Genomic DNA, 18353 nt, shown 5'->3' with positions numbered 1-18353 from the left:
TAGGTTTATCTTCGGTCTAGTGTGATCGAGTTACTGCATAGCTGGATGCGTCCAAGGGTGTGGGCTTGCCCATGATGAGATCAGCAAGCAACTCTGCCGACCCGGTGGCGAGGGTCCAACCCAGATGGCCGTGCCCGGTATTGACCCAAAGCCCCTTGCTGGATGTTTCGCCGATATAGGGCAGACCGTCAGCACTCATCGGGCGGAATCCAGTCCACGGCTCTCGCTTGCAGCCGTCAAGCGTCTGCGCAAGGTTGGGGTAAATGGATTTGGTCAGGCGATCGAGTTGCCGGATTATTTTGGGGCTTAGAGTGTCGTCATGCCCGGCGAATTCGGCAATTCCAACTGCGCGCAATTTGCCATTAATTGGAACAATCCCAACATGCATCCCTTCGTCGATAACGGGATACGAAGGCAGGTCGTTGACGCCGGTTGTATCGTATGTGACCGAGTACCCTTTGACGGGGCGCACCAAGATTGATCTTGCGTCGTTTGCAGCCAATTTTCTTGTATTGGCCCCAAGGGCCAGAATGGTATTCTTCGCCCGAATATCTCCGATTGTTGTACGCGCGCCGATGACCCTGTCGCCTGACATCAGCAGTTCATTGGCTTGGCAACTAACATGTATTATCTGACCAGAAGCGACGAGGTCATCGCGGAGGATTTGACAGAATTTTCGCGAGTCCGCCACCACATCAGCGGAAAAACGAATTCCGCCTGCCAGCTGCGGGGCCAGCGCTTGAAGGTGCGGCTCAGCCTCAACAGTTTGATCAGGCGTTAGTGCCTCCCAATCTAGCCCAACCTCACTGAGGTGACGATTGGATCTGATCTGGGCTTCCAGACCTGGTTGGTCGCGGTAGATTTTGATGGTGCCACATTTTTTGGCTTCGAATTGGTCTGCGTATCCTTTGTAGTATTCCTCAAAGATATCCATGGAGAAGAGCGCCAGTTCGAGCAACCGGCGCGTATGGAGTTCGTGCAGATACGGCTTTGAGTTCTTCAGAAAGTGCAGGCCCCATTTGAACAGGGACGGGATAGCTTTCGGCTTGATCCGCAGTGCGGAATTTTGTGTCACGATTGACCTCAAAAGCGTGGGTAATATCCCTGGCGAATTCCATGGCATGGTCTGTGAAGGCACCAGCATCGCACCGTTTGCAAAGTTGGCACCGAGACCGACATCTTCGTTGGCCTCCACCAACACGACCGAGCAGCCGCGTTTGGCCAATCGGTGGGCCGTTGTGATGCCAATCAGCCCACCGCCGATTATGAGCGCGTCCGCTTTCACGGCTTGTCCGTGATATGAGCGTGGGCCGCGAAGTCAAAATTGGCTTTCGGAGCCAGAATTTCAGCAACGACGACCGTCGCCCGGTTTGAAGGAACAGAGTTTTGCATACCAACTTCTTTCTATTCTGGCTGGTGTTTTCGCGGCGCTAGGAGCCGAAGAACATGTTCGGCAACCACAGAGCGATCCCAGGGATAAACGTGGTGATCAGCAAAGTTGGCAGCCAAGCAAACACGATGAAAATCAGTGTCGGCCAGATCAGTTGTCGGACCGGCACGTCTGTCACTTGCGATCCGAGATACAGAAGCGGTGCCGTTGGCGGCGTGATGTTGCCCATGCCAAGATTAACACCAAGAACTGCGGCAAAGTGGATTGGATCCATTCCAGCTCCAACAGCGATGGGTAGCAGAAGCGATGCGCTCAGGATGATTCCGCTGATATCGTCCATCAGCATACCAATCAGAAGCATGACCAGATTGAGCATCAGGAAAATCACTATTGGGTTATCTGAAATGGAATAGATCAGATCCTCGGCGAGACCGGGAATATCTTCGAAAATCAGGAAGCGGCTGGCGATTAAGACTGTGAAGATCATGACCATGACCACGCCGATCGTGATCGCCGAGTGTTTCATACTTTCATAGAAGGTTTTGAGTGTCAGGCCGCGGTAGACAAAGAAGCCCACCGGAATGGCATAAATTACGGCGACGCCAGCGGCTTCGGTGGGCGTCATGATGCCACCATAAATGCCGCCCAGAATGATCAGTGGCATCAGGATCGCCGGTGTTGCGATGGCTGTTTTACCAGCAAGTGCACGGAAGAAACGGTCCGGAACTTCGGTAACCTGAATTTCGGTATCCTTCCGAAGGATCACGAAATTCACGATGATCAACAGGGTCGTAAGGATCAGCCCTGGTACGACCGTTGCGAGGAAACATTCAAGAACGTTCAACTGACCGACCCAGGCATAGAGCAACTGCGCGCCGCTTGGCGGGATCAATAGGCCTAAGGGGCTTGCACAGATCACCAATGCGCCGGAAATGCCTGCGGGATACCGTGCCTTGCGCAGATGCGGCATGATGATCGAACCGATGCAAGTCAATGTGGCCGCACCACTGCCCGAGATTGCGCCGAACATCGCACTGGCCACGACCGAGGCAGCACTTAGCCCGCCGCGGAGATGGCCGAACATGAGCTCGGCAATCTCAACGATCGGTTTTGCAATTTTGCCCCGCTGCATAATATCGCCAGCCATGATGAAAAGAGGAATGGCCAGCAGGATAACTGAATTCATCTTCCAGTGGCCCGTCGCGAAGAACCCAGAGACATCGTACCCTCCGGTATAGGCCAGAAGGATCAGCACACCGCCAAAGGCCAATGGAACCGAGACGCCGATTGCCAGCAGAACGCAGATAAGGATTATGGCGATGAGGATTACCATGTCACAACCTCCTCCTCATCGGGCTCTGCCCGTCGCGCATTCTCCATGGCCTCGGCATATCGATCGGGGCCCACGCGCAGCATCAGGAAGATCGACAAGGCGCTGTAGAACGCCATGAACACGAACCCCACGAAAATTCCAAAGCGTGGAACAATAAACGGAATCTTCAGGGCGATGGTGGTTTTCCATCCAGGATATGCCGCGATCTCATCCGCAATCATCAGCCAGGCCCAGTAAACAAGTACCAGCGTTATCGACAACTCGATGATCTGGATCACGAGCTTGCGAAGCCACAGCAGTGTTGAATTTTCGGTGACTGTATCAAGAAGATCAGCATTGATCTGCTTGTCGTAGTAAGTGCCAAGCGCACTGCCCAAGAAGAAGATCCAGAAGCAGATCGGCATGAGCCATTCTTCGTAGGCAAAAAGATCGCGTTCCAGAACATAGCGAAACAGCACAACGAAAAAGAATGTGATCGGCAGTATCGGGAGAGCGACGCTCACCAGGACCGACTTGATCCAAACCATCAGCCGAACGAGCCGGCTCAGACCGGGTGGCAATGTATCTTCAAATAGCACCATCGAAAGTTCACTCCCCGTTAAGAGGGGGATGCCAGACAATCACGGCATCCCCAATTAATGAGCAACCAAAGAAAATCTTGGTTACTTGGCTGTCAGCTCGTCGATAAGGTCCTGCCCAACCACGTCCGCCAGTTCCGGCCAGACGTTTTCCTGTATGTGGGCGACCATCGCAGCGCGCTCTTCAGGGCTGTACTCAAGGATTTCCCAGCCGGCTTCTTTCAACTGCTCGACGAAGCCTTGATTGCGCTCCCAGGCTGTGTTGATCGCAACGTTGGCGGCTCTCTCGGCGGCGGCCCGGATAACGTCACGCTGTTCCTGGTTCAACTTCTCCCAGGACTTGCCACTGGCATAGAATGATGACGCTTCGATAGCCGTGTTCACGGGAATAAAGTATTTCCCAACTCCGGCGGCCGCGAAGGTCGAATAGGCCCATTCCGGCGTACAGCAGATCGCTCCGTCGATGACGCCAGATTGGAGCGCTGGCAGAACCTCCGCCCAGTTCATCGTTGTCGTCCGGTACCCGAGGCTTTCGGTGGTCTTTTTGGCGACCTCTGAACTCCAGACGCGGATGTTCACGCCCTTATCACCGAAACCGGCATAATCGGTAGGTTTTTCGTTCGCGACAATACCGACCAACCCTTCGCCGGTATTGGCAAGATAGACCAGCCCCAGGTCGTCCATGATCCCGGCCAGAATCGTATTCAGCTTGGACTCCGGGTTTCCATAGACCGCTTTCAAATCGTCAAAAGTTGTCACCAACCCTGGCAGGTTCATGATTTCCAGCCGAGGATCGGCCTGAGCGTAGATGAACGCTTGTACAAGGTCGATATTGCCGCGAACGGCATCCTCGATCAGCTCTTCGCCGGATCCCAATTGTGCGGCCGGGAAATAGGAGATTTTCACGCCTACGTCTGCGTCTTCAATCTCTTTGATCATGTTTTCGACAATCTCGTGGCCAAAGTGGTTGACTGGATAGGTCCCGGCCAATTTCAGCCTGACCGTGTCGGCGAGGGCTGTTGTTGCAAGTAGGCCTGACAACGCCAGCCCCGAGATTATGCCGAATGCATATTTTCCGAGTTTCATAGTTTTCCTCCCGTTGAAACTGCGCTTGCGCTCCGGAATGCGTAAACTGCTTTCCGTCGGTGCCGCTTCAAGTTAATCGATTAACTTTTACAAATCAAATTAAATCGATTAACTCTGACTTCTCATGGGCAACTTGCCCGAAAGAACGTTGGAAATTACTACCCTAGGCAACCATAACCATAGGAAAAATAATAAGAATGCAGAAGCCGACCCTTAGTCAAATCGCAAAACAGTTAGGACTTTCCACCGCAACTGTCTCTTTGGCGATGAAGGAAAACAGCCGAATCTCGGACCAGACGCGCGCCAGGGTCAAAGAAGCACTGCGCGAATCTGGCTATGTCTATCAGCGTTCCGCGGCAGGATTGAGGAAGTCAAAGACCGACACGGTGGGTATCGTGCTTAACAACGTGTCCGACCCGTCCTTCAGCGAGATTTTGAGAGCGATTGAAGGTGAACTTGCCAAGGAAGGAAAAACGGTCTTCTTGTGCAATACGGATGAAAAAGTGGAGAGACAATCCGAATTCATCAGGAAAATGTCTGAGTACAATGCAGATGGCATCGTCCTAGTTCCTGCGATGGGAACTCAGGCGACCGACCTGGAAGAGATGAAGAAATTCAGCCCCCCAATAGTGTGTGTCTCGCGAGAGATCAGTGGCTATCCCATCGATTCAGTCGTGGCTGATGAGACAATTGCGGGTTACACGGCGGCAAAACATCTGCTTAAACTTGGTCACAGACGCATTGCCGTTGTTGGCGGCACAGTCAATATTTCCCCATTTAACCGTCGCATGAAAGGCATCAGGCAAGCATTTGACGAAGCGGGGCAAGAGTTTGATCGTGCGCTTGTTTTCGAATGCCGCCCTGTTCGTGCTCAGGGATACGAAGCAGCGGCGAGAATTCTGGATGTCGAAGATCCGCCGACTGCTGCCATCGGATATAATGCTATCGTCACCCTTGGACTGAAAGCCGGTTTGCAGAGGTTGGGAAAAAAAATCGGAGTAGATTTCTCGTTGATCGCGAACGAGGGGATCGATGAGTTGCAACACTCCAATCCGCCGCTGAGTACGACAAGCATTGATCTGCAAGAGATGGGGAGAGTTGTCATTCAACATCTGCTAAGCCGTATCTCGGATCCGACAGCGCCAACTAAACTCACTCTCATCCCGACTGAGTTGATCCTGACTGATAGCGTTAGCCCACATCGTTAGAGCGTGTCGTATTTGATCGTATTGATTTCGACCAAGTGCAGTATACGGTCTCGTTGGGTTGAGAAGAATGTGGGAGCGGCCTATGTCGCGAACGTGAAAATCACCGGCTCCTCCCGCAAGGCACCAATCCAAGAACTGTTCTCATCATGCCATAGTTGGCCGAGCGGGGCAGTTGCGGCCTATGTTTTTGGTTCAACGATGCAACCGCCCAGTCTTACTTCACTTGCCCCAGGACAGGACGAGCGGATCAATCGGCCGAAGAATATCCAAGAGCCCCGCAAGGGTCTCAGGATGCAACGGTGCAATCGGGTGGCGGCAGCAGTCGGAATTGATCACCCCCCCCTCCATCATCGCGGCCTTTGAGGCGCGCCAAAGGCACTGGCGGTTTTCGAAGTTGATCACCGGCAGCACCTGACGGTAGACTTCGGATGCACCTTCGCGGTTGCCTTCGGCGTGCAAAGCCAGAATGGGCTTGATCTTGTCGGGAATTGTGGCAGAGGTCATGGTGCCAGTAGCTCCGGCATCCAAGTCGGCCATCAATGTGATACCTTCTTCACCGTCGAAGGGGCCTTGAATCGCGTCACCGCCTGCAGCAATAAGCTCGCGCAGCTTACCGGTTGCCGGAATGCACTCGATCTTAAAGAGCTTCACCATCTCGATTTCGCGGGCCATCCTGACCAGAAGCGGCACAGTCAGATCATTGCCGGCCATCGGCGCATCCTGCACCATGATCGGGATGCCCACCTCGCCGACCGCTTCAAACTGCTGAAAAATTTGCTCCGGCGTCCCCCGCAGCGTTGTCCCGTGATAGGGGGGCATCAGCATCACCATGCTGGCGCCAAGCGATTTCGCGAGACGCGCGCGCTCCACCGCAATCTGGGTTGCGAAGTGGCTGACAGTCACGATCACCGGCACCCGGTGCGCCACATGTTCCAGCGACAATCGAGTCAGCACTTCGCGCTCTTCATCAGACAGCACAAACTGCTCGGAGTAATTCGCAAGGATGCAGATGCCATCGACGCCCGCATCGATCATGAAGTCGAGCACGCGCTTCATACCCTCAAGGTCGAGTGTTCCATCGTCATGAAAAGGAGTCGGGGCAACCGGCCAGATGCCTTTGTACATTTTAGCCATAATATTATCCTTGGACGTTCATTTCAGATCTTGAGGCAGCAGTGCCTCTGGCATGTTTTGGAAGCATACAGGCCGAAGGAAACGTCGGATCGACAGAGTACCCACCGAGGTCGCACCAAAATTTGTCGAGGCCGGATAGGGGCCGCCATGGACCATCGTGTCAGATACTTCGACGCCGGTCGGAAAGCCGTTGACCAAAACTCGCCCCGCCTTGCGCTCAAGGATTGGCATCAAGGCCTGCGCCTGGGCGGTGTCGTCTTCACTCATATGGACGGTGCAGGTCAGCTGCCCTTTAAGTCCCTTCGCAACAGCAGTCATTTCGGCCGCATCTTCTGCTTCGACAACCAGGCCCAGCGGACCGAAGACTTCCTCGGCCAACGCATCATTTGCCAACCACTCACGCGCAGTGACGCGGAAAAGGTACGGCGTTGCATTGCGCAGGACGCAGGTGGTGGTGAGGATTCCCTGCACGCTGGAATTGGCGCGGATCCGGTCGCGCCCATCGCGATAGGCTGCGGCGATCCCGTCAGTCAGCATTGTCTGCGCGCCAACCTGCTCCAATGCCTTGGTAGCTGCCGCAACAAAACGTTCGGCATCTGCGCCCGACTGCACGACGGCAATCCCTGGATTGGTGCAGAACTGGCCGGCTCCCATAGTCAAGGAGCCGGACCAGCCCTCGCCCATTGCCTCAGCACGGGAGGAGAGAGATCGTGGCAGCAGGAACATCGGATTGACTGAGCCAAGTTCGCCAAAGAACGGGATAGGCTCTTCGCGGGATGCGCACAGATCGAACAGGGCCCGCCCGCCACCCAGCGAACCGGTAAAGCCAACCGCCCTAACCAATGGATGCTGAACCAGCGCAGCTCCTACGTTCCGCTTGCCTCCTTGGATCAGGTTGAACACGCCAGGGTGCAGATCCATCGCCTTCACGGCCTTGTCGATGGCTTGAGCCACCAGCTCCCCCGTTCCCGGGTGCGCTGAGTGGCCTTTGACCACTACAGGGCAGCCTGCGGCCAATGCTGCTGCGGTGTCACCCCCTGCGGTCGAGAAGGCCAGTGGAAAATTCGAAGCACCAAAGACCGCAACCGGGCCAATGGGCCGCTGAACCATATACAGCTCAGGCCGCGGCAGCGGCTGCCGGTCAGGCAAGGCGCTGTCATGGCGACGGTCCAGATAATCGCCTTTCAGGATATGCTCTGCGAACAAGCGCAGCTGGCCGACAGTCCGACCGCGCTCACCGGTCAAGCGAGCCTCGGGCAAACCTGTCTCCTGGCTTCCGATCTCAGTGATTTCATCTCCAAGGGCGTCAATTTCATCCGCAATCCGGTGCAGGAACGCCGCACGTTTTTCCACGCCAGAGTAGCCATAGGACCAGAAAGCCTCTTCAGCCGCCTCACAGGCACGTCCGACAAGATCCACCGTTCCGACAGCAAAGTTATGGGCGGAGCCGTGAGCAGGCTGTGATGAAAAAGTGCTGGCGCTGCCTAGCCATTCGCCGGCAATCAGATGTTTTCCGTTTAGCATGAGTGTCTCCGTTCAGAGCAGGCCACGGCGGGCCAAATTGCGCATCAGATGCGAGGCTGCGAAGTCCCAGGGCGGGCATTCGGTAGAAAGGCGCACGGTATTGACCAAAGCACCCAGATCAGAGTTTGAAATGGTCACGACGTCGCCCATTTTGTGCGTGAAACCACCCCCGGGGTGATCACGGTCCTGGGTTGGAGCGAAAAGGGTTCCCATCATCAGCATGAAACCATCGGGATACTGGTGGTGCGCACCATAAGCCTGCCCAACCAGGTCAAGCGGGTCGCGGCTGATCTCGGCCATTGTGCTGTGACCGTCCATCACAAAGCCATCCTCCCCGGTAACCCGCAAATCAAGTTCCGCTTTACGCACATCCGCGATCGAATAGGTTCCATCAAAGAGGCGAATGGCAGGTCCTACCGAGCTGGCAGCATTGTTGTCTTTTGCCTTTCCAAGCAGCAGCGCCGAGCGGCCTTCGACATCGCGAAGGTTCACGTCGTTGCCGAGCGTGGCACCCTTGACCTCACCCCGGCTGTTTATCGCCAGAACCACCTCCGGTTCCGGGTTATTCCAGCGCGACATTGGATGCAGGCCGACGCTTGCACCCCAGCCAACCGAAGACAGCGCTTGAGCCTTGGAGAAAACTTCTGCATCCGGGCCAATTCCGACTTCAAGGTATTGCGACCAGGCTTCCTCGGCGAGAAGCGCGTTCTTCAATTGAATTGCTTGGTCTGACCCGGGAACAATCCCGGTCAGGCTATCGCCTAAAATAGTCTCGCAGCGCCCGCGGATCACCTTGGCCTTGGTAGGATCACCGAGTGCCTGCTCTTCAATCACCCGCTCCAACATTGAGGATACAAAGGTCACGCCACATGCTTTAACTGGCTGCAGATCGCAGGGCGCCAGAAAATAGGGTAATTTAGGATCAGGCCGTTCGACGGAACTCTCCTCGAGCTCGCCCAGCGTGCAAACTGCTTCGCCTGAGGCAGACTTGATCCAGCCCGCCGGATCGTCCTGCTCAAGCAGGTCGCGTACTGTTGCCACTTCACGCGAGGTCACATCGACAATGCATCCGTCGCGCAAGTGGCAAACCGAAGGCCCTGAAACCGCTGGATTCCAGACCCGCAAAACAAAACAGCCCTGGTCAGGCAAACCGATATGCATATTCGTATCTCCAAGTGCTGTTACGCCAGTTTGACCGCTCAGAAGCGCCCGTAGGTCAGGTAGGCTTCTTTCGGATCCGTCCCGCTACGGATAGCCGAGCGGACCTTGTTCTCGGTGTTCATCACTTCCTCGACCTCAACCACGATCTCTTCTGCGATTTCACCTGGGATAAGGATGGCCCCATCAATGTCGGCAATCAGAAAATCCCCGGGCTTAACGACAACGTCACCGATCTGCACAGGGACTTCCATTTTGTCGACCGACCATGCGCCCACCACATCGCGGGCGGTGTAGAAGCGATGGAAAACGGGGAAACCGATGTTACGAATGAAATTGCTGTCCCGACACCCGCCATTGGTCACATATCCGCGCACACCGCGCATCTGGAGCGTCTCGGCAGACAGTTCCCCCATCATCGCGATGTCGTCAGTGTGGCCATTGCAAACTACGACATGGCCAGACGGCGCTGTTGAAAGGAAACCCGTCCAAGCCAGCAGAGCATCATCAGCACTAATCCCAGGTTTTGGTGTTCCTGAAATTGTGAAAACGGGACCAGCAAGAACATGAGTATCGTCAATCGGCCGGATGTCTTTGGGCAGAACAGTATTGTCTATCCCTCTCTCGCGCAGGGCGTCATAAACTGCACCGCTGTAGCATTTTGCAAGGCGTTCGGTGAGAGCGGCTTTTTTGTCATTATCTGTCATGGGTTTTCCTCCAAGTGACTTAATTTACAAGAGTTAGTAGGTGGCCCGGCCGCCAGACAGATCGAATACAGCTCCAGTGGTGAAGGAGTTTTCAGGTGAAACCGCCCAAACGATCATCTTCGCGGCCTCTTCGACTTCCAGGAACCGGCCACGAGGGATTTTGGAAAGCATATAGTCAATGTGCTCCTGGCTCATCTGGTCGAAAATCCGGGTCCGGGCCGCAGCCGGCGTCACGCAGTTTACTGCAATATCGTAGCCAGCCAGTTCCTTGCCCAAGGACTTAGTCAAGCCGATCACCGCGGCCTTGGAAGCCGAATAGGCGGAAGCATTAGGATTGCCGTCTTTGCCTGCGATGGACGCGACATTCAGGATGCGTCCATAGCCTTGCTCTCGCATTCCAGGAACGCAGACGCGGTTCACATAGAATGTGCCGTTCAGGTTAATGTCGATGATCTTGCGCCAAGCTTCGGGATCGTAGGTGTCCAGCGGTTCGTTGGGACCTGCGATCCCAGCACTGTTGATCAAAATCGAAGGAATTCCCGCTGCCTCGCAAGTACGCTTGTAGGCCGCTTCCACCGAAGACAGATCGGTGATATCGCAGTCCACCGCGAAAGCATTGCCGCCCAGAGCAGCCATTGCGTCCCCGTTGCTTGCATCAATGTCCCAGCTGACGACCTTCGCACCTTTTTCGATCAGAAGCCGAGCCGCAGCCAGGCCTATTCCCTGCGCACCGCCGGTTACGATTGCAACTTGGTTTTCCATCACTTTGTCCTCCTGATGAAAATCACGGCTACAGGCAGCCTTCATTCACTGGGCTTGCCTTTTGAGACCGATATGGATGTAGGCCTCGGGAAAAGATGGACCGGGCAACCAATATAGCTGGCCCAGGAACAGCGCCAATGGGGTGAACGGCCTGGCGCCGGGGAGAAGGTCAGCACTGCACAACGTCCTGGCGCTGCACGCCCAGGCCTTCGATGCCGAGTTCCATCTTGTCGCCCGCCTTAAGGTATACGGGCTCAGGCTTGATCCCCATGCCCACACCCGGAGGTGTGCCGGTGGAGATGATGTCGCCTGGCTGCAGGCTCATGAACTGTGACAGGTAAGAGACGATGTGAGCCACCCCGAACACCATTGTGTTCGTGCTTCCGTCCTGGCGGCGCTCTCCGTTCACTTCCAGATACATCGGCAGATTCTGCGGGTCAGAAACCTCGTCGCGGGTCACCAGCCAAGGTCCAATAGGACCGAACGTGTCGGCAGATTTGCCCTTGGTCCACTGCCCTGCGCGCTTGTTCTGGAAATCACGTTCGGAAATGTCGTTGATCACGCAGTAGCCCGCAACATGTTCGAGAGCTTCTGCCTCATCGACATATTTTGCCTCTTTGCCAATTACGACGCCCAGTTCAACTTCCCAGTCGGTGGCCTTCGAGCCGCGGGGGATTTCTACCGTGTCGTTGGGACCGCAAATTGCCGAAGTCGCCTTGGCAAAGATCACCGGCTCCGGCGGCACCTCCAGCCCACTTTCCTCGGCATGGTCGGAGTAATTGAGCCCAATACAGATGAACTTGCCAACACCGCCGACGCAGGGCCCATAACGGTCGACCTCAACGGCAGGCAGCGACGACAGGTCAGCTTCGGCAATGCCGGCCAGGCCTTGATCCGTCAGAACCTCACCGGCAATGTCATCCACCAAGCCGGACAGATCGCGGACAACACCGTCAGCGTCGACGATACCGGGTTTTTCGTGCCCTTTCGGGCCATAACGCAAAAGTTTCATGATAGTCTCCGTTCAGAGGGCCCAGCCGCCGTCGATGATATGGGCCTGGCCCGTGGTGAATCCGCTGGCATCCGAGGCAAGGTAAACTGCAAGCGCTGCAATTTCGTCTGCATCGCCAACGCGCCCCATAGGCTGGCGCGCGATGAATTGCTCCCGCGCCGCCTCGTAATCGCCCGTGGCCCGCAACCGGTCGTGCAGCGATGGGCTATCTACGGTGCCAGGGCAGATCGCATTGCAACGGATGCCTTGGGTTACGTAGTCAGCAGCGATCGCCTTGGTCATGCCGATGACCGCTGCCTTGGACGCGCAATAAACAAAGCGGTTTGGAACGCCCTTCAAGGAGGATGCCACCGAGGACATGTTGATGATCGACCCCTTGCCCTGTTCAAGCATGCCCGGAAGGACTGCCTTACACAGGCGGTACATGGCCTTGGCATTCAGATCGAAGGCAAAGTCCCAATCTTCCTCGGTGCTATCCAGGATGCTGCCGGTATGGACAAATCCAGCGCAATTGAACAGCACATCCAGCCTACCAGCTTCAGGCAGTACCCGCTTGATGTCTTCGGGATCGGTTGCATCCAGTTTCCATGCGGTAATGCCGTCAATCGCATTGAGCTCAGCTAGCGAAGTCTCATTGATGTCTGTGGCAATGACCGAGGCGCCAGCCTGGGCAAAGGCCTCGGCGCTGGCACGCCCGATACCCTGCCCAGCGGCAGTAATCAGCGCGGTTTTGCCCTCAAGGCTGAGTTGATACGTCATGTCTTTCCTCCCCGATATTGAGGCATCACTTCGAGAGGAACGGCTCGAGCCGCTTGAAGGCCTCTTCCAGCACTTCTGCCGGCTGCGCGTAGCAGAGCCGCAAATAACCTTCTCCCTGCGGACCGAACGCCACGCCCGGCGCTAGCCCGACCTTGGTCTGCTCAAGGATTTCACCAGCCGCAGCGAAGCTGTCAGTCAGCCCGTCAACTCGGAAGAAGCAGTAGAAAGCACCATCAGGCTCAATGAACTCCACCCGCGAGAAGGTGTTGAGGCGCTCAGCAGTGATTTCATACCCTGCCTGGATTTTGCTCAACAGGCTGGCAATTTCCTCTTCGCCGCCGCGCAGGGCTGCAATACCCGCCTCCTGGACAAAGCCGGCTGTGCAGGACGTGTTGAACTCGGTCAACTGACCCAGCTTCCCCTCGAACGCGGCGGGAGCCACGATCCAGCCAAGCCGCCATCCGGTCATCGACCAGCATTTTGAAAACGAGTTCACAGAGATCAGCTGATCCTCAGGCTCTGCAATCGACAGGAATGAGGGCGCGTGACGCCCATGGCGGTAGAGCCGGGAATAAACGTCATCGGCAACGATCCAGATGCCGTGCCGGCGGCAATGCTCCAACACCAGACACTGCTCCTCGGCCGACATGGTCCAGCCGGTGGGGTTGTTGGGCGAGTTAATCACCACCGCTTTGGTGCCCGGTGTCAGCGCCGCGATCAGCTCTTCCACGTCGAGCGCCCAATGACCGCCCTTCGGCACGATTGCCACGCTCGCAATCTCTGCACCGGTCGCCTTGAAAGCACCGATGATATTGGGCCAGCCCGGCTCCACTGCGATAACCCGGTCGCCGGGAGTCACAAGAAATTCAGCCGTCAGCATGAGGCCTTGCATTCCGGAAGGGGTGACTGTGACCTGAGCCGGTTTCAGACGGCTGCCCAGAAGTTCGTTGCTATAAGCACAAATCGCTTGCCGCAGCGCCATCGCGCCATTGTTCGGCTGGTACATATGATTGCCAGCCTTGAGCGCGGCAATTGCAGCGTCCACAATCAGTGAATTGGTCGGCCAGGCGCCTTCACCGAACCAGAGCGGCAACACGCCGTCTTGCTTCATGCCAAGCTCTGCAACCTCGCGGATCTTGGAGGCTTCCAAAGCCTGCGCACGGGACGAAATCGAATTGAACAGAGCTGCGTTTTCCATAACAGAAATGTCCGTCAATACCGCTAGCTTTGTCGCCTGTTAAAACGATTGAAATCATAGGCAATCTGCCTATAACGTAGACAATCTGCTTTCCGGGAACGGCTTGAAAAATGCGTGATGAGATCGACGAGCAAATTCTTGAGACGCTGCGCCGGGACTCGCGTACTCCAATCACTGAACTGGCCAGGAAGGTGGGACGCTCCCGTACAGCGGTGCAAGCACGGCTAACGAAACTAGAGCAAACGCAGCAAATTCTAGGATACACCATCAAGGAACCCTCGACTGTTGAAACAGGCGGCCTAGGCGCAATTGTCCTGATAAGTATGGAGATCCGCAGTAAGGGAGAAGCAGCGGCACGCGAGTTTGCGAGCATGCCAGAAGTTGCAAGCTGTCTAAGAGTCATAGGAGACCACGACTTCGCGCTGCTCATCAAGCCAATCGAAAAGCCGCGTCTGAATTTCATGTTGGAGCAGATCTATAAAATCGATGGCGTCAAGCGCACCGAAACGATCATGTCACTTTCCAAAGAGTTCTAAACGACTACCGGCTTCTAAGGTTGCTGAATTATACTGGTTTAACCGAGTTGCACACCGATGAATGTCCCCAAACAGAAAGTCGTCTGCGATGCAACAAATAGCGTGCCGCGCCTGCGAGCAGATGCTGTGTCAGCAAACACCCGGAAGGGCAACGGCGGAAAAGTCCGCGTCTTGCCTATTCAAATGTGGTGCAGCGAAAGCCCGAAATGTCCAAGGACAAGAGTCCGTCCCAATCGGAACAGACCCCACATTACTCCAACCCGGTGTTCTCGCTGTTCCCGGCAACACATTCACCAGCGCGAACAATAATCAATAATGTCCTCCGTGGTTAAAGGCTGTGTCCATCATCTTCATGGACGTGGGTGGCCTGTTCGCGGGTATGGACAATCTCTTGCACCACGGCGGCAATCTTGCTGGATGAAACTTGGTGCAGCTCACCGACAACGGCCTCGGCGCGCTCGTAGCTGTCCGGAACGCCTTGGCTGTCAAAGTGGGCGGCGGCGGTGGAAATGTCCGCGTCTCGCCAAGTCGCCGTGGTGCCGACTGAAACGCTGTCGTGGTCGTTGTAGCGAGCAAGGAATTTGTTTCCATCGAGTCCGAAGCTGTTGGCGGTTGCAACAATGTCGTCACGCACTGCCAGCCACTTTTCGGCCTCTGTCGGGTCCAGGTTGTCCAACTCGGCCGCATTCATGGATGTGGTGTAACTGTCGTCAGCAACAGTGTACGCCTGCAGGTCGGTGTCGCATGGGCGTAGCTCGGCAACATCGCCCTTCAGCTCTCCGATCTGCACGTCCAATGCAGCACGCAGATGCGGATCTTCGACCTCTCGTGCAAGAGCCTCCATGTTCTCGATGGAGTTCACAATATCCTTGGTCTGCTGTTCGTAGTTCTCGAAACCGGCCTGCCCCAAAGCTGATTGCATATACTGAACATAGCGATCACCGGGCGACTGGTAGTCGTCGGAATCCTGAAAACCTTTGTCGCCGGACAGATCCGCAAGGGACGAATAATAGGGGTGATACAGGTCGTATTCCTGAGCATCGTTCATGTGCTGAGAAACCAAAGCCTGCATATCGTTCAGATCAACCGGCTCCCCTGACCGCTCGGCAGCCTCCAATTCGATTTTCAGTTCTTCGACCAGATCTTGTTGCGCCGTATGTTCGTCAACACGGCGGTTGGCCTGGTCCTCGATGTCAAAGCTCTTTGAAGCGATGGCGGCACGATCATAGCCCATTGCCTGCTGCTCTTTCATGATGATGTCGATCTGCTCAGAAACGCGATCCTCGCGCGAGGCGGATTGATCAAATTGGGAATAGGGTGCGAAGTGTTCGACTTCGTTCAAAAGATAGTCTGTACGCGAAACCATAGTTTTCCTTTGCGAGTTGATGGATAACTCAGTGATGGATCTGCTCAGAGCATTGGCGCACTCTTCAGGCAGACCGGGTGAAGTCCTATAGGCTGTGACCGTCATCGTCACCGTGCCCTTGCAAGAGCGGGTGCGTTGCGTGGGCGTGAACGTCCGAAAGTTCTTCTGAGATTGCGATGATCTTGGAAGAAGCAAGCTGGTGCAGCTCGTCGACAACGGCCTCTGCCCGGTCGTGGCTATCCGACAATCCTTGAGCCTGGAAGTGGGCTGTGGCGGTCGAAATGTCGTCGCTGCGCCATCCCATTGTTGTGCCCAAAGTGACGTTCTGATGATCGCCAAAGCGGGCAACGAACGCCTCGCCATCGAGGCCGTAGCTGCTGGCTGTGTCGGTGACTTCCTTGCGGATCGCCGCCCACTTGTCGGCCTCTGGATAGTCCAGGACATCCATTTCAGCGGTGCCCATTCCCATCATCGTTGAATAGCGGCGGTCCTCGATGATGAAGGCTTGAAGGTCCGGATCGTTGGTGCGCAGATCCGCAACGTCGCCCTTCAGCTCGCCAATTTGAATATCCATAGCGACACGCAGATGAGGGTCGTCAACCTCACGGGCAAGCCCTTCCATCTTGTCCATGGATCGCAGCAATTCATTGGTCTGAGTCTGGAAGTCCTCATAGGCCCCCTCGCCCAAGGTGTCCTGCATATAGACATCGTAACGGCGTGATGCCGGGGCGTAATCTGCGGACCCCTGGAACTCCTTGTCATCCACAATGTCAGCAAGGGCAGACAGATACAGATGGCTCTGTTCGTTGTCCCGAACGTCGCTGATATGGGCAACAACCTGCGCCTTCAGCTCGGGCGCGATTGTTTCCTCAGAACCGCCTAATTCGATGTGTCGCCGCAAGTTACTCATGACTTCGGGCGACACATAAGACGGGTCTCCCGGCTCACCGTAATCATCAAAATGATGGGCTTGGTCCAATAGATGTTCCATTCTCGATACCATAGGTTCCTCTCCTTCAACGAGCTTGATGGCAAACTCTTCGATCCGGTCTTTGATGGCGTTGGCGCGCTCATCAAACAGATCCGACATTCTTGCGATGGATAGTGTCATCACATCGGCGGCCATGTCGCGGGCCGTAACTTCGACGTCCGGAGTGGTTTCAACAACCGACATTCCGGCCTGAACTTTCCACGTATCGGTCTCGACTTCCTGCCGCAAACCGCGCTCAAGGCGGGTCGTTGCGGTCAGCTCAATTCCGTATTCCTCAGCAACCTCGACCTGGATAGAGCGCTGGACGTCGATGTTCATTTCGCTGCTCATACCCATAGCCAACCACTGCCCATGTTCGACGCCTCGGTTGTTCACAACGATGTGGACATGGGGGTTGTCAGTGTCGTTGTGGAACACAGTCAGGTAGTCCCAGGTATCGCCAAAATCACCGCTGCCAAATAGCCGATCTGCGAACTCCAAACCGGCCTCATGAGCGGCGTCCGGATAGGTGCCTTCGGGAAAAGAAACGATCATGTGACGGGTGTAACCGTAGTTGGTTTTCCCGTTGAAATCCTCGGCCCAAGTCTCGATCAAATCACTGACCTGATCCGCATCGAGCGGGGTCACGCCATTGTCTCGGATGTCCAACACGCCCTCTGCCCTGACGGTCAGATAGTTGATCTGGCGGCGCAGCTCATGCGCGTTTTTCACCCCGCCTTTGCGGACGTGTTTCACAACCGCCTCGGGCTTTCCAACCACGGCACCAAGCCGTGCTTTGATGGATGAGGCCCGCGAAACCATGAACTTCATGCGTTTGGCGGTCTGCAATTGTTGACTGATGCGCTTAGAATGATCGACACCTTTCTGAGCCTCACGGAAGGCAAGTTCCAGGAAGTCTCCGGCTGTCAGACCGTGGGCTGCGGCGTTCATTCTTCAGGTGCCCAATCGTCGTCACGCAAGATCCGGCGAATGGCGGATTCTGGCTCTCGGTTTCGGCGGGCCGCTGTGATCATCGCCTTCAGGTCTTGCCGGTGCTGGATGATCGCGTGATGGAGATTTTCGACGTCGCGGCGGTCGTCATCCGTCCAGATCACCGTGCCGCGCTTGGCCGATTTCGCAAGCTGATTGAGGTTGGTGTACCCGCCCTGAACCTGCCGCAAATGCTTCTGCCAGAGATCCACAACAGCGGGGTCAGGATCGAGATAACCGATCAGGCGATAGATCAAACGCTGGATGATCTGGTTGCGGCTCTTGATCCCGAGCGCGTCCACGGCTGCCTCCAGACGCTCCAACGCATCCACGGGCAATCGCACGGAAAAGACGGTGGTGTCAGAGGGTCTGCGCTCGCTCATTCAAAATCTATCTCAGGTTGTATTTTGAGTTTGTAACACAACTACCTTATCCTGTCATACACTCCAAGAGGAAACCGGGGGTGATTTTAGAAATCCGCATTTTCTCAAATCGCCCTCGGAGCAGTTTTGCTCTTGGAGGCAATCTCCACGCCGGGAAAAGGGTCCCGCCCCTTTTCCAGCCAGCAGGCGTGGGTGCCGGTGGACCGGCGCAGGGCAATCATGCACCGCATGGGCTGCACGAACAGCGCCCGTCACATAC

At 55.7% G+C, this 18353-nt stretch carries 17 protein-coding genes; 2 read left to right on the top strand and 15 right to left on the bottom strand.

What is annotated here, in order from left to right; translation table 11 throughout:
- Window positions 1-16: 16 nt before the first annotated feature.
- The 4 genes from FN806_RS15595 to dctP all read right to left on the bottom strand — a co-directional run bounded on the left by FN806_RS15595 (window position 17) and on the right by dctP (window position 4387).
- Window positions 17-1285: an FAD-dependent oxidoreductase gene (locus FN806_RS15595; protein ID WP_142638786.1), complete on the bottom strand. Its 1269-nt coding sequence runs from the start codon at window positions 1283-1285 to the stop codon at window positions 17-19.
- A 145-nt stretch (window positions 1286-1430) separates the two neighbouring features.
- Window positions 1431-2723 carry a TRAP transporter large permease gene (locus FN806_RS15590; protein WP_142638783.1) on the bottom strand — a complete coding sequence of 431 codons (1293 nt, stop codon included), beginning with the start codon at window positions 2721-2723 and terminating at the stop codon, window positions 1431-1433.
- The gene (locus tag FN806_RS15585) at window positions 2717-3343 is read right to left on the bottom strand and encodes a TRAP transporter small permease (RefSeq protein WP_142638781.1); all 627 of its coding nucleotides are present in this window, start codon (window positions 3341-3343) and stop codon (window positions 2717-2719) included. The genes FN806_RS15590 and FN806_RS15585 overlap by 7 nt, the downstream gene beginning before the upstream one ends.
- A 42-nt stretch (window positions 3344-3385) precedes the next feature.
- Window positions 3386-4387, bottom strand: a complete 1002-nt coding sequence (gene dctP, locus FN806_RS15580) for a TRAP transporter substrate-binding protein DctP (protein WP_142638780.1) — start codon at window positions 4385-4387, stop codon at window positions 3386-3388.
- Window positions 4388-4584: 197 nt separating this feature from the next.
- Between dctP and FN806_RS15575 the strand changes: the two genes are divergently transcribed.
- Window positions 4585-5595 (top strand): LacI family DNA-binding transcriptional regulator, encoded by a 1011-nt coding sequence (locus tag FN806_RS15575; RefSeq protein WP_142638778.1) that lies wholly within the window; start codon window positions 4585-4587, stop codon window positions 5593-5595.
- A gap of 219 nt (window positions 5596-5814) precedes the next feature.
- On the opposite strand, the gene FN806_RS15570 is transcribed toward FN806_RS15575, so the two are convergent.
- The 8 genes from FN806_RS15570 to FN806_RS15535 form a co-directional block, all read right to left on the bottom strand.
- Window positions 5815-6729, bottom strand: a complete 915-nt coding sequence (locus tag FN806_RS15570) for a dihydrodipicolinate synthase family protein (protein ID WP_106607284.1) — start codon at window positions 6727-6729, stop codon at window positions 5815-5817.
- An 18-nt stretch (window positions 6730-6747) separates the two neighbouring features.
- Complete coding sequence (locus FN806_RS15565; protein WP_142638776.1) at window positions 6748-8253, bottom strand: aldehyde dehydrogenase (NADP(+)); 1506 nt, start codon at window positions 8251-8253, stop codon at window positions 6748-6750.
- 12 nt (window positions 8254-8265) lie between these two features.
- Window positions 8266-9414 carry a fumarylacetoacetate hydrolase family protein gene (locus tag FN806_RS15560; protein ID WP_106607286.1) on the bottom strand — a complete coding sequence of 383 codons (1149 nt, stop codon included), beginning with the start codon at window positions 9412-9414 and terminating at the stop codon, window positions 8266-8268.
- 38 nt (window positions 9415-9452) lie between these two features.
- Window positions 9453-10118 carry an RraA family protein gene (locus FN806_RS15555; protein WP_106607287.1) on the bottom strand — a complete coding sequence of 222 codons (666 nt, stop codon included), beginning with the start codon at window positions 10116-10118 and terminating at the stop codon, window positions 9453-9455.
- Window positions 10119-10151: 33 nt separating this feature from the next.
- Window positions 10152-10880: an SDR family NAD(P)-dependent oxidoreductase gene (locus FN806_RS15550; protein WP_106607586.1), complete on the bottom strand. Its 729-nt coding sequence runs from the start codon at window positions 10878-10880 to the stop codon at window positions 10152-10154.
- A 169-nt stretch (window positions 10881-11049) separates the two neighbouring features.
- Window positions 11050-11892: a fumarylacetoacetate hydrolase family protein gene (locus tag FN806_RS15545; protein WP_106607288.1), complete on the bottom strand. Its 843-nt coding sequence runs from the start codon at window positions 11890-11892 to the stop codon at window positions 11050-11052.
- Between the two features lie 12 nt (window positions 11893-11904).
- The gene (locus FN806_RS15540) at window positions 11905-12651 is read right to left on the bottom strand and encodes an SDR family oxidoreductase (protein WP_106607289.1); all 747 of its coding nucleotides are present in this window, start codon (window positions 12649-12651) and stop codon (window positions 11905-11907) included.
- A gap of 25 nt (window positions 12652-12676) precedes the next feature.
- Window positions 12677-13849 carry a pyridoxal phosphate-dependent aminotransferase gene (locus FN806_RS15535; RefSeq protein ID WP_142638774.1) on the bottom strand — a complete coding sequence of 391 codons (1173 nt, stop codon included), beginning with the start codon at window positions 13847-13849 and terminating at the stop codon, window positions 12677-12679.
- A 110-nt stretch (window positions 13850-13959) separates the two neighbouring features.
- Here FN806_RS15535 and FN806_RS15530 point away from each other — a divergent pair, with 110 nt between their 5' ends.
- Window positions 13960-14385 carry an Lrp/AsnC family transcriptional regulator gene (locus FN806_RS15530; RefSeq protein ID WP_106607291.1) on the top strand — a complete coding sequence of 142 codons (426 nt, stop codon included), beginning with the start codon at window positions 13960-13962 and terminating at the stop codon, window positions 14383-14385.
- A gap of 328 nt (window positions 14386-14713) precedes the next feature.
- Here FN806_RS15530 and FN806_RS15525 read toward each other — a convergent pair whose 3' ends face one another.
- The 3 genes from FN806_RS15525 to FN806_RS15515 all read right to left on the bottom strand — a co-directional run bounded on the left by FN806_RS15525 (window position 14714) and on the right by FN806_RS15515 (window position 18094).
- The gene (locus FN806_RS15525; protein ID WP_142638772.1) at window positions 14714-15751 is read right to left on the bottom strand and encodes a hypothetical protein; all 1038 of its coding nucleotides are present in this window, start codon (window positions 15749-15751) and stop codon (window positions 14714-14716) included.
- Between the two features lie 85 nt (window positions 15752-15836).
- Window positions 15837-17672, bottom strand: a complete 1836-nt coding sequence (locus FN806_RS15520) for a relaxase/mobilization nuclease domain-containing protein (RefSeq protein WP_142638770.1) — start codon at window positions 17670-17672, stop codon at window positions 15837-15839.
- Window positions 17669-18094, bottom strand: a complete 426-nt coding sequence (locus FN806_RS15515) for a ribbon-helix-helix protein, CopG family (RefSeq protein WP_142638768.1) — start codon at window positions 18092-18094, stop codon at window positions 17669-17671. The genes FN806_RS15520 and FN806_RS15515 overlap by 4 nt, the downstream gene beginning before the upstream one ends.
- Window positions 18095-18353 lie beyond the last annotated feature (259 nt).

It is taken from the genome of Ruegeria faecimaris, assembly GCF_900182615.1.
Lineage (GTDB): Bacteria > Pseudomonadota > Alphaproteobacteria > Rhodobacterales > Rhodobacteraceae > Ruegeria > Ruegeria faecimaris.
Note: the sequence above shows the minus strand (reverse complement) of the source record. Positions and strands in the feature narration are given on the sequence as shown.